Source organism: Streptococcus mitis (assembly GCF_009496155.1).
GTDB lineage: Bacteria > Bacillota > Bacilli > Lactobacillales > Streptococcaceae > Streptococcus > Streptococcus mitis_BQ.
The window spans coordinates 81,397-95,203 of record NZ_WIJP01000004.1 but is presented as its reverse complement, the minus strand read 5'-3'; the positions used below and the strand labels follow the sequence as shown (position 1 = coordinate 95,203).

The 13,807-nt window shown below is 39.8% G+C and carries 12 protein-coding genes and 2 tRNA genes; all 14 read right to left on the bottom strand.

The window, feature by feature from the left end; genetic code table 11:
- Positions 1 to 57: 57 nt before the first annotated feature.
- Positions 58 to 498 carry a Fe-S cluster assembly sulfur transfer protein SufU gene (sufU, locus tag GEZ84_RS03575; protein ID WP_153223514.1) on the bottom strand — a complete coding sequence of 147 codons (441 nt, stop codon included), beginning with the start codon at positions 496 to 498 and terminating at the stop codon, positions 58 to 60.
- A complete protein-coding gene (locus tag GEZ84_RS03570) occupies positions 485 to 1,711 on the bottom strand; it encodes a cysteine desulfurase (protein WP_153223513.1) in 1,227 nt (408 codons plus the stop codon). The genes sufU and GEZ84_RS03570 overlap by 14 nt, the downstream gene beginning before the upstream one ends.
- A gap of 10 nt (positions 1,712 to 1,721) precedes the next feature.
- The gene (sufD, locus tag GEZ84_RS03565) at positions 1,722 to 2,984 is read right to left on the bottom strand and encodes a Fe-S cluster assembly protein SufD (protein ID WP_000159658.1); all 1,263 of its coding nucleotides are present in this window, start codon (positions 2,982 to 2,984) and stop codon (positions 1,722 to 1,724) included.
- A gap of 27 nt (positions 2,985 to 3,011) precedes the next feature.
- Positions 3,012 to 3,782, bottom strand: coding sequence for a Fe-S cluster assembly ATPase SufC (gene sufC, locus GEZ84_RS03560; protein WP_000114489.1), 771 nt, complete (start codon positions 3,780 to 3,782; stop codon positions 3,012 to 3,014).
- A 150-nt stretch (positions 3,783 to 3,932) separates the two neighbouring features.
- Positions 3,933 to 4,127 (bottom strand): DUF3272 domain-containing protein, encoded by a 195-nt coding sequence (locus GEZ84_RS03555; RefSeq protein ID WP_001081602.1) that lies wholly within the window; start codon positions 4,125 to 4,127, stop codon positions 3,933 to 3,935.
- Between the two features lie 27 nt (positions 4,128 to 4,154).
- The gene (dnaX, locus tag GEZ84_RS03550; protein WP_153223511.1) at positions 4,155 to 5,810 is read right to left on the bottom strand and encodes a DNA polymerase III subunit gamma/tau; all 1,656 of its coding nucleotides are present in this window, start codon (positions 5,808 to 5,810) and stop codon (positions 4,155 to 4,157) included.
- The gene (locus tag GEZ84_RS03545) at positions 5,810 to 6,307 is read right to left on the bottom strand and encodes a GAF domain-containing protein (RefSeq protein WP_153223510.1); all 498 of its coding nucleotides are present in this window, start codon (positions 6,305 to 6,307) and stop codon (positions 5,810 to 5,812) included. The genes dnaX and GEZ84_RS03545 overlap by 1 nt, the downstream gene beginning before the upstream one ends.
- Positions 6,308 to 6,392: 85 nt before the next feature.
- Entirely contained in the window at positions 6,393 to 7,595 is a 1,203-nt protein-coding gene (rpsA, locus tag GEZ84_RS03540; RefSeq protein ID WP_153223509.1) for a 30S ribosomal protein S1, read from the bottom strand.
- A gap of 161 nt (positions 7,596 to 7,756) precedes the next feature.
- Positions 7,757 to 7,828: transfer RNA gene (locus GEZ84_RS03535), tRNA-Gln, on the bottom strand.
- A gap of 9 nt (positions 7,829 to 7,837) precedes the next feature.
- Positions 7,838 to 7,918, bottom strand: a tRNA-Tyr gene (locus GEZ84_RS03530).
- A gap of 49 nt (positions 7,919 to 7,967) precedes the next feature.
- Complete coding sequence (locus GEZ84_RS03525; RefSeq protein ID WP_153223508.1) at positions 7,968 to 8,198, bottom strand: DUF2969 domain-containing protein; 231 nt, start codon at positions 8,196 to 8,198, stop codon at positions 7,968 to 7,970.
- A 97-nt stretch (positions 8,199 to 8,295) separates the two neighbouring features.
- Positions 8,296 to 10,263 (bottom strand): peptide ABC transporter substrate-binding protein, encoded by a 1,968-nt coding sequence (locus GEZ84_RS03520; RefSeq protein ID WP_153223507.1) that lies wholly within the window; start codon positions 10,261 to 10,263, stop codon positions 8,296 to 8,298.
- Between the two features lie 22 nt (positions 10,264 to 10,285).
- The gene (locus GEZ84_RS03515) at positions 10,286 to 11,308 is read right to left on the bottom strand and encodes a branched-chain amino acid aminotransferase (RefSeq protein WP_000218999.1); all 1,023 of its coding nucleotides are present in this window, start codon (positions 11,306 to 11,308) and stop codon (positions 10,286 to 10,288) included.
- Positions 11,309 to 11,449: 141 nt separating this feature from the next.
- A complete protein-coding gene (locus GEZ84_RS03510) occupies positions 11,450 to 13,480 on the bottom strand; it encodes a thiol-activated cytolysin family protein (protein ID WP_153223506.1) in 2,031 nt (676 codons plus the stop codon).
- Positions 13,481 to 13,807 lie beyond the last annotated feature (327 nt).

Genomic DNA, 13,807 nt, shown 5'->3' with positions numbered 1-13,807 from the left:
AATATCCTTTCTTTCATTCTTCATTTCTACTAATTCATAAGACAAAAGAAACTTGTCTTACTGATTTTCTTGATTTTCGATTGTTTTCTTCAAGGCGTTCCAGGCTAGGGTTGCACACTTGATTCGTTGAGGAAATTTGGCAACACCTGACAAGAAAGCTGCGTCTCCAAGACTATCTTGTCTGTCATCTTTTTGCCCTTGAACCATTTCAGAAAAAATAGTCGCAAGTTCTAAGATTTCTTTCTTGGTCTTTCCCAAAACTGCATCTGTCATCATGCTAGCAGAGGCAGTTGAGATGGTACAACCTGAGTTTAGAAAAGCGATATCTTCCAAACGGTCATCTACATCAAACTTGACAGAGAGGTTGATGACATCTCCACAGGTCGGATTGTTGAGACTGATTTGCTCAGCATCTTCTAACTTCCCTTGGTGATGTGGATTTTTCGAATGGTCCGCTACCACTGCCATATAAAGGCTATCTAGTTTAGAAAGTGCCATTGAAAAACTCCTTTGTCTTTTGTAAGGCATCGACTAGCTTGTCGCAATCTGCCTGGGTATTGTAGATATAAAAACTTGCACGAGCTGTTGCTGGAACATCCAAATACTGGAGCAAGGGTTGAGCGCAATGGTGACCTGCTCGAACAGCCACGCCTTCATAATCCAAAGCAGTCGCAAGGTCGTGAGGATGAAGATTGCCTAGGTTAAAGGCAATGACACCCGAGCGTTGATCCAAGTCCTGCGAACCATAAATAGTTAATCCCTCAATTGCCTGCAGTTTTGGAAAGACGTATGCAATCAATTCTTGTTCATAGGCTTCAATTGCATCCATACCAATCTTTTCCAGATAATCCACTGCAGTAGCAAGTCCGATTGCACCAGCCATATTTGGAGTTCCAGCCTCGAATTTCCAAGGCAACTCCTTCCAGCTAGCAGATTGCTCATAGACGAAATCAATCATCTCACCGCCAAATTCAACTGGTGACATTTGCTCCAGATACTTTTCTTTGCCATAAAGAACACCGATACCAGTCGGACCAGACATCTTGTGACCTGAAAAGGCAAAGAAATCCACATCTAAGTCCTGTACATCGATCTTCATATGAGGCGTAGATTGAGCACCATCCACCACAATGATGGCTCCCACTTGGTGAGCCAATTGAGTGATTTCTTTGATTGGATTGACCACACCCAGAACATTTGAGGCGTGAGCTAGGGAGACAAACTTAACTCTATCAGTCAATTTAGCTCGCAAGTCATCCATGTCCAAGGCTCCATCCTTGAGATAGACATAGACAAGCTCTGCCCCAGTCTTACGGCAGGCTTCCTGCCAAGGAATGATGTTGGAATGGTGTTCCATGACGGAAATCAAGACCTGGTCTCCCTCAGTCAAGACTTCCTCTGCAAAGCGCGCTACCCAGTTCAGACTGGTTGTCGTTCCTCTTGTAAAGAGAACTTCCTTTGTAGACCCTGCATTGATAAACTTACGAATGGTTTCACGAGCCGCCTCATAGGAAGCTGTCGCCCGCTCCGCCAAGGTATGAACCCCACGATGAACATTGGCATTGTCGTGCTCATAATAGCGGTTAATCGTTTCCAGAACTGCTAGTGGTTTTTGTGTCGTCGCGGCATTATCCAGATAAACCAGAGGTTCATCGTTGACAATCTGGTCTAAAATTGGAAAATCCTTGCGAATCGCTTCTACATCTAACATAGGCTTCCCCTTAGCGTTTTGACAATTTTTCTTCGATCGTTGCAATCATTTCATCGCGAACTTCCTTGACTGGAATCTCAACGATGACAGATCCAAGGAAACCACGAACAACCAAGCGTTCTGCAGTTGCCTTATCCAAGCCACGGCTCATGAGGTAGTACATATCTTCTGGATCTACTTGTCCGATAGAAGCAGCGTGACCAGCAGTTACGTCATTTTCATCAATCAAAAGAATTGGGTTGGCATCTGAACGCGCTTGGTCTGAAAGCATGAGAACACGACTTTCTTGTTGCGCATCTGCTCCCTTGGCACCCTTGATAATGTGGCCAATACCGTTGAAAGTTAAAGTTGCTTTTTCAAGGATAACCCCATGTTGAAGGATATTACCGATAGAGTTGCAACCATAGTTAGTTACTCGGGTGTCAATCCCTTGTACCTGACGGCCACTGGAAAGAGCTACGACTTTCAGATCAGCATGGCTACCGTTACCAATCAAGTCACTATCAAAGTCAGCTACGACATTCCCTTCGTTCATGACACCTATTGCCCAGTCAATGCTTGCATCGTTGCCTAATTTACCACGACGGCTAATGTAGGCAGTGACGTTTTCACCTAGACGGTCAATCGCAGCAAACTTCACTTGCGCACCAGAACGTGCAATCACTTCTACTGTGATATTAGCAGTTGCTTTGGCACTTCCTTCACCGCGTGACTCTAAACGCTCCAGATAACTAATCTTAGAATTTTTACCAGCGATAATCATAATATGCTTGTTAAACGGCACATCGCTATCGCTGTCTTGGTAGAAAATCCCTTCGATTGGTTCAGCAATCTCAACATTATCAGGAATGTAGAGAACAGCACCACTGTTAAAGTAAGCAGTGTGATAAGCCGCCAACTTGTCATCGTCATACTTAACAGATGACATGAAGAATTCTTCGATCAGCTCTGGAATTTCTTCTAAAGCTGAATGGAAATCTGTGAAGACAACACCCTGTTCAGCTAACTCAACTGGAGTTTGCTCAAAAACAGTTTGAGTTCCTACTTGTACCAACTTCAAGTGATTATCTAGAGCTGTGAAATCTGGAACATTTGCTGATGGCTCACTTTCTGTAATCGTTCCATCACCCAGATTCCAACGGTGGAATTTGACACGCTCAATAACTGGTAATTCTAAACTCTCAATCTTGTCAAAAGCTTTTTGACGGAGATCAGCCAACCAGCTTGGTTCAGCGTGCATTTCTGAAAAAAGTTTAATATTTTCTTTAGTCATTTACTTCTCCTAAAAGATACGAGGGAATTACAATTCTTCCTTGTAGTCGTAACCAAGTTCTTCAGCTAGTTTTGCGTATCCTTCACGTTCCAAACGCGCAGCCAATTCTGGACCACCTGAAAGGACAACACGACCTTCCATCATGACGTGTACCACATCAGGTGTGATGTAGTTCAAAAGACGTTGGTAGTGAGTGATAATCATAGCACCAAAGCCTTCACCACGCATAGCATTCACACCTTTAGAAACAACTTTAAGGGCATCAATATCAAGACCAGAGTCAATCTCATCCAAAAGGGCAAAAGTTGGTTCCAACATCAAAAGTTGAAGAATCTCATTACGTTTTTTCTCACCACCAGAGAAACCTTCGTTGAGGTAACGCTCTGCCATTTCTTCTTTCATGTTGAGCAATTCCATCTTCTCGTCTAGTTTAGTAATAAACTCACGAACTGAAATCTTCTCATCGTCTTCTTTACCAGCATTCATGGCTGCACGAAGAAACTCAGCATTGGTAATTCCAGGAATTTCTGATGGGTACTGCATAGCAAGGAAAAGTCCCATACGCGCTCGCTCGTCCACTTCCAATTCAAGGATGTTTACGCCGTCAAACAAGACTTCACCTTTGGTCACTTCATAGTTTGGATTTCCCATGATAGCGGCAGAAAGAGTCGATTTACCAGTACCATTTGGTCCCATGATAGCGGCGATTTCTCCTGTTTTCAGGGTCAGGTTAACCCCTTTTAAAATTTCTTTTCCTTCAATCTCAACGTGAAGATCTTTAATCTCTAATACTGACATGATAGTTCCTTTCTTTTTCAAGGCCTTTACAGTACTTACTAGAAACATACTTGATTTCCCTAGAAAACACGGTAAAAGGTCAATAAATATACTTTTATAGTATAACAAAAAAAAGCCTAAAAGGCTTTGATTTTGTCTAGAAGCTGAGGACTAGTCTTTTCCTTTTAAATGTTGGTCAATAACATCTACAATCTTGCCCATCAAGTAACTAACTCTAAAGTTTCTAAAGAGCAAAATGGCCCAAAAGGCTGCCATAATATAGCGACCAGTCATCCAGGCTTCATTGAAAAAATAGGTCTCAGCAGCTGTAAACAGCGCGATGATAATAAATTGTTGTCTATTCATAAACTTATTGTATCATGAAATCTTTCTTTAGTCTTCCTCTACCTTCACTTTATCAGCCAAAAATTCAAATCCTTCTGGAATCAGGCTTTCTTCTGCTTCTTTTTCAGTTTGAGAAGATTTGGCTTTGGCTGAAAAGGCTGCGCGCACTTCTTTCCATTCCTCCATGGAAATGGCTAAAATCTCAGGTGAAAAACCTGCTGCCTGACTGAGGATGTTGCCAAACATGGTATTGAGATTATCTCGTTTCATAGTTTGACCAGCATTGAAGTTAGATTCAAAAGCAAGAATAGCATGGTGTTCATTGGCCGCAACCGGTTGAGAACCAACTAGCAGAGCCTTGTCTGGCCCACCAAGACTTTCAATTACCTCTCCCCAGGCATTTTGTAAACGAATCAAATTTTGACGTGCTAAATCAGGATTTTCAACGGCCTCTTGTAGGATCGATTGAACCTTATTGCGATCCACACGATAGACTGTTTTGCCTGCTGCTGGGCGGGTAGGTACTGGACTAGTTGGCTTGGGTACAGTTCCCACATTTGCGAGTTCTTGTTTAAGACTGGCAACTTCCTGTCTCAATGCAGCAATTTCACTTTCAACCGCTCCTGAAAGAGCTGATTCAGGCTTAATCTCCGCCAAACGGATGGTCATCATCTCAGCATAAATCTTGGGCTGCAAACTAGACTTAATATCTGCTAAACTGACTGTCGCTAAGCGAATCATTTCAAACAAATTTTCTTGAGGAAGTGCCAAATTTTCTACAAAGACTGGACTATGATGAGTGTTTTCTCCCCCTGTTTGAACAATTAACAAGTCTCTTAAATAGTGCAAAAGGTCGGTCACAAAACGAGTCATGCTCTTACCATTGTCAAAGAGAAGATTTAAGCAAGACAAAGCCTTGGGAACATCCTGTTGAGACAAGGCAGCCACATAATCATCCAAGGCTGATAGACTAATAGTCCCTGTAATTTCTTCAGAGATAGCAGTCGTCAATTCATTTCCCTGTGTCAAACTCAGGGCCTGATCTAAAATAGACAAGGCGTCTCGCATTCCACCTTCAGCCCGTCTGGCAATGATTTCCACAGCCTCTGGTTCAGAACTGATATTTTCTTTGTCTAAGATATAGTGGATATGCTCCTTAATATCCTGTGTCTTAATCGATTTAAATTCAAAACGTTGCACACGGGATAGAATAGTAGCAGGAATCTTGTGCAATTCAGTAGTGGCCAAAATAAAGACCACATTCTGTGTTGGCTCTTCCAGCGTCTTTAGAAGGGCATTAAAAGCCCCTGTAGACAGCATGTGAACCTCATCTATGATATAAACCTTATAACGAGCAAGGCTAGGGGCGTAGGTAGATTTATCACGAATTTCACGAATTTCATCTACCCCATTATTAGAGGCTGCATCCATTTCAATGACATCTTCTAAACTACCATCTGTCACTGCTTGACAAATATAGCAGTTATTACAAGGTTCACCACCCACTTGATTGGGACAGTTCATAGCTTTGGCAAAAATCTTGGCTACACTGGTTTTTCCCGTTCCACGAGGACCAGAAAAAAGATAAGCATGACTTATTTTCTCTTGCTCCACTGCCTGTTTAAGAGTTTTAGATACAACTTCTTGACCAACCAACTGGGAGAAGTTTTGACTTCTATATTTTCGATAAAGTGCTTGATACATTAGGCTTTCTCCCCAAACATTGTAAAGTCCCATTCTGTCTTTTCAAGCAAAATAGCGACAAATTGTTCCAAATAATCTCGATCCATAGCATCATAATCATCCATCTCTGAAGAATCCAAATCCAGAACTCCAAGTAATTGATCATTCTTTATCATCGGCACAACAATTTCACTTTTAGCTCGACTATCACAAGAAATATAGTTGGGATAAATTGTTACATCTCCAACAAGAACAGTTTCCTGAAAGTGAGCTGCCTCACCACAAACACCCTTGCCTAGTGCAATACGGATGCAGGAAACACCTCCTTGGAAAGGACCTAAAACCAATTCCTTTCCATCGAACAGATAAAAGCCTGAGAATACGGTATTAGGAAAGCGTGATTTTAGAAGAGCACTGGCGTTGGAAAGATTAGCCAAAACATTGGTTTCACCATCCAATAAAAAAGAGAGCTCTTCATTTAACATTTGATAACGTGATTGTTTTTCTGATTCTAACATAGAACTATTATATCAAAAAAGGCTTACAGACAAAAGAAAAATCCCTTGTTTAGGAAACAAAGGATTTTGTGAATTTTCAATTTGATTAAAGTTCGATATCACCGAACAAGTCAGCCATTGAGAATCCTGTTTGTGTTTCTGGAAGTTCGAAATCACGTTTTTCTTGACGTTTTGGACGACGTGGACGAGCAGCGCGTTTTTCTTCTTTTTGTCCTTCTTCTTGAGCTGGACGCTCTTCAAGAGCTTTGATAGAAAGTGATACGCGCTCTGCATCTGCGTTAACTTCAAGAACTTTAACTTGAACTTCTTGACCAACTTTAAGAGCTTCTTTTGGATTTTCAATACGTTTGTGTGAAATTTGTGATACGTGAACAAGTCCATCGATACCTGGCAATACTTCAACAAATGCACCGAAGTCAGTCAAACGTTTAACTGTTCCTTCTACTACATCACCTTTAGCCAATTTTTGCTCAACACCATCCCATGGTCCAGGTGTTGTTGCTTTAAGTGAAAGTGATACGCGTCCTTCTTCTTCGTTAAGATCAAGGATTTTCACTTCAATTTCTTCACCAACAGTTACAACTAATTTTGGTGAAACGTTACGTTCATGTGACAATTCAGTCAAGTGAACCAATCCGTCAACACCACCAAGGTCGATGAAAGCACCGAAGCTTGTGATACGTGCAACTTTACCAGTTACTACATCACCAACAGCCAATTTACCGAATACTTCAGCACGAGCTGCTGCTGTAGTTGCTTCAACAACTTCACGACGTGAAAGGATGAAGCGGTTTTCTTTAGCGTCAACTTCTTTGATTTTAGCGTCAAATTCTTGACCTACAAAACGTTCAGTGTTACGTACGAAACGAGTATCCAACATTGAAGCTGGGATAAATCCACGAACACCTTCAAATTCTACTGAAAGTCCACCTTTAACGGCACGAGTTCCTTTAACAGTAACAACTTCTTCTTCGCGACCAACAAGTTTGTCCCATGCTTTGCGAGCTTCAAGGCGTTTTTTAGATACAAGGTATGTAACTGTATCAGTATCTTTACCAACTACTTGACGAAGTACAAGAACATCCAATACTTCTCCTACTTTAACAAAGTCATTGATATCTGCATCGCGATCGTTTGTCAATTCGCGAAGAGTCAAGACACCTTCAACACCAGTTCCAGAGATTGCAACGTTAGCTTGAGTCGCATCAACTGTCAATACTTCAGCACTAACAACATCACCAGTCTCAACTTGGCTAACGCTATTTAGCAAATCTTCAAATTCGTTCATCTAAAAAATCCTCCAACAATCAAGTTTTTCTTAAACTTGACATACTTATAATTTTTTTCCTAAGCACCCGCAAGGACATGTTTATATCGTTCACGTCTTTCAATTATAAAAATAAAATACCCTAAGATATTTTGCTTTTTATCTTGATCATTACCTAAGAACTGGGGTAGCTGGATTCGAACCAACGCATGAGGGAGTCAAAGTCCCTTGCCTTACCGCTTGGCTATACCCCATTGATGAAATGGAGAGAGAGGGATTCGAACCCCCGAACCCGAAGGAGCGGATTTACAGTCCGCCGCGTTTAGCCTCTTCGCTATCTCTCCTACAATCAACATGGACTATTATATCATGAAAATTTCAAAAAAACAAGACTTATTTTGCTAAATTATAATTTTCAATCAAAATTTCCACAGCTTTTTCCAATTTTTTATAAAAACTATCGACATTCCCATTCTTTATGATGGCAAATTGTCCGTCTAATTCGGCAATTTCTCCGATAACTTTTTTACCGATAGTCAATGCATAACCTTCAAAACTGTCTTTACCAACATTAACTTTGGCATCTGCTACTTGAATTTCAATTTTTTTATCTTTCTTGCTCATTTCATACCTCTCTTCACTTTTTCTATTTTACAAGAAAATCCTAAAACTAGCAAGAAAAAACTCTACATCAGGCTTGTCTGATATAGAGTTTTCCGCATTATTTAATGTGTTTTTCTAGTTCTTTTTGGTACTTACCGTTTGATTCCAATTTTTCTTTTTGCCATTTTTTCAGTGCTTCTTCATATTCTTTTGTCGTAACGATATCTTTTTGCAATTTCATTCCTTTAAAGATATATGGGTCACCTTTAATACCAACTTGTGAGTATGGTTTTGAGAATGGCACGACATTACTTACAACTGGAGAACCACCAGATGAGGCTGTTGGCATCAATAATGAACTATCTGTCAACCAAGCTTGAGCCTTGGCATATTTTTCATAGCGTTCTTCAAGATTCGTAGTTTCTGAATCTGCATCATCCAATAATTTCTTATATTGATCCAAACCAAGTTTCGCTACAACATCCTTATCTTTCCCTTTAGTAATACCGAGGTGCTTCATAGCAGAACCTGATTTAGGATCCATGATATTCAAGTAAGATGCTGGGTCTTGATAACTTGGAGCCCATCCTGTACTGTTCAAATCATAGTCTTTTTGAGAAGGAACACGCGCTTGTGAAGTGATTGTTTCCTTTTCATTATCTGTCATTTGAAGAACGTCGATAACAACATTTTCAGCACCAAGAGTTGATTCGATAGACTGTTTGAAAGAGTTACTTTGTTGAACGGCGATGGTATCTGTTTGTTCAACTGGGACATCCAAGTGAATTGGGAAAGTTACCCCTTTAGATTCCAAGTCTTTCTTAGCTTTTTCGAAAGCTGCTTTAGCCTTATCAGGGTTGTAGATAGAATCCTTACCGTCAACTAGCTCAACACCCTTCCATTGGTCACCATAGTTCACCAACTCTGCTTGAGCGATTTGACCAAAGTTCTTACCACCTGCTTGCACAAAGTTATCAGGAACGAGGCTGTTACGAATAATCTTGTCCGCACCGTCTTCACCATTTAGCTGTGCAGCATAAGAATGGCGGTTGAAGGCAAAGTTGATAGCCTGACGGAAGTCCTTATTAAGCATAGCTTCTTTAGTTGAAGTCTTTTGCTCCTCACTTGTTTTCGCAGTTTTATTGTACGACTGACGATTTACGTTAAAGGTGAAGTAATAACTACTTGAGTCCTGTGGGCTATAAGTGATTTTATCTCCGTATTGCTCTAAAGTTGAAGCAAAGTTTGAACTACTTGGGAAGAGACGAGCTGTCGTATAGGCACCAGAAGAGAAACTACGGATCAAGGATTCTTGATCAGAACCATCATAGTAAGTCAATTTAATCTTCTCGATTTTTACCTTTTCTTTATCCCAGTAATTTGGATTTTTCTCGTATTCAATCAACGATTTAGATGTTAAGGTTTTCAAAATATAAGGACCATTGTAGAGAATCCCTGCTGGAGTAACTGCTCCATAATCTTTACCTGACGCCTTCAAAAACTCTTCATTTACAGGCAACATCGTTGCTGTTGTGACTTTAGAGTTCCAGAAGCTTTCAGGTTTGTTTAGGGTATATTCAACTGTGTAATCGTCCAAAGCTTTGACACCAACTGTAGAGAAATCATTCGTCTCACCAGTCATGTAGGAATCCAATCCCTTGATTGAATTTTGGATAAGAGAGACACCGTCTGACTTGCCGTCAGCTACGTGTTTTAGTCCTGTCACAAAGTCATGGGCTGTTACTTCGGCGTATTCTTCACCTTCCGAAGTGTACCATTTAACTCCTTTACGAAGTTTGTAGGTATAAGTCAAACCATCTTTTGACACAGACCAATCTTCAGCCAAGGAAGGAATAACATTTCCGTATTGGTCGTTTTCCATCAAGCCATCAACCACGTTCCCGATGACATCTGTTGTCGATGTACGAGTCGCTATACTATAGTCCAAAGATGCAGGATCTACTGCATAGACATATGAGAACGTTGTCGGTGCATCTGCTTCTTTATCAGCTTTTCCACAAGCTACTAAAAGAGCTGCTGTGCTCAGGACCACTCCTGCTGTTAAGAGCCACTTTTTCGATTTCATCAAAAATCTCCTTTTGTTTATTTTAATCTACTTTTACAATCCAACCTTCTGGCGCTTCAATATCACCAAACTGAATACCTGTCAATTCATCATAGAGTTTACGAGTCACAGGACCAACTTCTGTTTCACTATAGAATACATGGAAATCATCACCGTGCTGAATTCCACCAATTGGTGAAATAACTGCTGCTGTACCACAGGCACCTGCCTCTACAAAACGGTCAAGGTTATCAATTGGGACATCTCCCTCAATAGGAGTTAAGCCCAAGCGATGTTCTGCCAAATAAAGCAAGGAATACTTGGTAATAGATGGCAAGATAGATGGACTCAATGGTGTTACAAATTCATTATCAGCTGTAATTCCAAAGAAGTTAGCTGAACCGACTTCTTCAATCTTTGTATGTGTTGAAGGATCTAGATAGATAACATCTGAGAAATGGCGTGATTTCGCCAATTTCCCTGGCAAGAGACTTGCAGCATAGTTCCCACCAACCTTAGCCGCACCTGTACCATTTGGCGCTGCACGGTCGTATTCATCCTGAATCAAGAAGTTAGTTGGAACCAAACCACCTTTAAAGTAATTTCCAACTGGCATAGCAAAGATAGTGAAAATGTACTCTTCTGCTGGTTTTACCCCAATAATATCTCCGACACCAATCAAAAGAGGACGAAGATATAGGGTTCCACCTGTTCCGTATGGTGGTACGTATTCTTCATTGGCACGGACAACTGCTTTACAAGCTTCTACAAACATTTCTGTTGGAACTTGTGGCATCAAGAGACGGTCACAGGTACGTTGCAAGCGTTTAGCATTTTCATCAGGACGGAACAGTTGAACACTGCCATCCTTAGTACGATAAGCTTTCAAACCTTCAAATGCTTGTTGTCCATAGTGAAGACTTGGAGAAGACTCAGAAATATGCAAAGTTGCATCTTCTGTAAGCTCTCCTTGATCCCATTGTCCATTTTTAAAATGAGCAATATAGCGATAAGGTAATTTCATATAGGAAAAACCAAGGTTTTCCCAATCAATCGTTACTGTCATATTCCACTCCTTATTCTAAAAACCTATTTCTTATATTCTACACTATTTTTCTAAAATAGCAAGTATATTTTGTAATTTTCAGAAAATTTCTTCAATAAAAAGAACCAGCTCTTAGAACTGATTCCTTTTACAAGTGAAAAATTAGTTGTTTTCAACTTTTTCATCGTATTTTGGTCTGATCGTTGTACCTGAGTTAACAATGATACGTTTTTGAACAAGAGGAAGGTCTGTGCGATTATAAACTGTACGCCATGGTTCCCAAACAAGACCTGTTTTTTCTTGAATCTTCACACGTATATTGCGCACATTTCCTCTAAATTGAATTTCAGTTTGGAAACCAGCTGTTCTACTTTTACCATTATCTTCCCATTGACGTGAGCGGATACTTTCGATACCATCCTTGTCATAAGTTACTTCATCCCAGTAAACATAGTAACGAGCGATATAGGCTCCCTTATGATGTAAATTGAGGAAACCATTTTTGTATGAAGTGACTTTCGTTTCAATGTAGTCTGTATTGCTTTGAATTGTGGCCACTTGATTATCTTTCAAGAATGCAGTCTTATAAGAAATTGGAACAGCAGGGTTTTGTGTACTGAAAGTAGCTCCTTCTTGAATCAAACTCTTCAAATCTTCTACTGTACCTGTCACAACACGTCCAGCTCTATCAGCATTTCCACCTACGATTGAAACTGTTACCTTGGTATCCTTCAAGACACGCGCCCATTCAGATTCGGCTTTAATCGGTACTCCCTTAATTACAGCATCGATAGCTGCTTTCAATTCTGTACTCTTGCTTGTTGTTTCAAATTTGACATACATTTGACGTCCGTATGAAACACTTGACACGTATACAGGAGGTGTTTTTTCATCAATTCCACGTGCTTTCAATTGATCAACCGTTACTCCTGGAGCAAATACATCTGATGGATTTTTTGGAGCATCAAAGTTAGCAGTATAGTAAATTTGTTTAAAATCGACGACCTCAATTTGTTTCTCACCCTTGTTCACAGCCTCAAAGTCAAATTTTAAGTTCGCTCCTACTTTTTCAAAATCACTTCCAAATTTTGCTTTCAATTGATTCATACTATAAGCAGAAGTTGATTCGTATTGCATACGTGCCGGAGTAGCGTTTTTAGCAGCATACTTTTCATGCCAACGATTTAACAAGGTATTCACACCTTCTTGCATACCACTTACAGTTGGATTAGCATCTACATAGCTATCTCCGCCAACCATTCCTGGTAAGTCAACACTAATCCTACCTTTGCTACGCTCTAAACTAATTTGTTGTGGTTTATTTTCTAGAAGGTCTTGATTTGCTTTAAACAAAGCACCTAGGTAAATATCCCCATTGCTATTAATGGCAACATCAGAAGAACCATTGGAAAGACTCTTCTTCACTTTCTCTACAACCACAAACTCATTTCCTTGTTGCTTTGTGCTTGTATTCGTGTAATTTTCTATCGCCTCACCCCGTCTAGTTAAAATATCTGTTTTATCATAATTCAAATCAAACAAATAGTGATTGAGTTCAGCAGTAAAATCTGTTTTTGATCTATTTTCTGATTTACTGCTTGTTGCACTCTTGTCTTTTACAGTGCGATACACTTCGACTTCTGCTAAGCTAAGTGGTGTTTTTGAATTATTTAGCTCCACTTTAACATATCGTGCATTCACTCCTGAGAATTGAACATCAATTGTTGGTCGATTGTTTAAGCTATCGATATGTTGACGAGTTACTTCATTTCCAGCTTTATCCAACAAAATAACATCAAAATTAGATAAACGCTTTGCTACATCCCCATCTCCACGATTGTAGATACGAACAGTTCCTACTGATTCTTCTTTCTCTAAATCAACTTTCCACCAAGAATGATCTTGAAAATCTGTATGGGTAACGGAACGGTGGCTCCATGCGTTATCACGATTGCCATCAACCGCTCTAGACGCTTCTCCTCCATACGCAATTGAACTTTGACTTGCAGGTTTGTGAGCAGCAATGTTTTCACCAGAAACTGCAGCTACACTTGGCTCTGTAGCTTTTACTACATTTGATTGAAAAATTAGTCCAGAACCTAGTAAAAATGTTGCAATGGCAACACCACATACTCCAACACTACGCTTACAAATAGAAAAACGAAATCCTTTATCTTGTTTATTTTGAGACATACAAAACTCCTTTAATATATTTGAGCTAATTATTCCTTAAGCGCACTTTCTTTAAACAACAAGAGTATAACATAAAAATATTATAGATTCAATTGTTTTCTTAAAAGGCTAGTATTTTTTATTAGGTCAACTTATATAGTTATTAATATGTTAATATCTATATATGCAACAATTGAGTAGTCTATATAGCTAAAAGCAAGAAAACGAGCAGGAGCAAGTCCCTATCAGTTGGGAATCAGCACTGTTCGTTTTTGTATATATAATCAAATTCAACTTTTAAATCTATAGCTTAAGAAATTTCTCGACAAAAACCTTTTCATTGCCTTT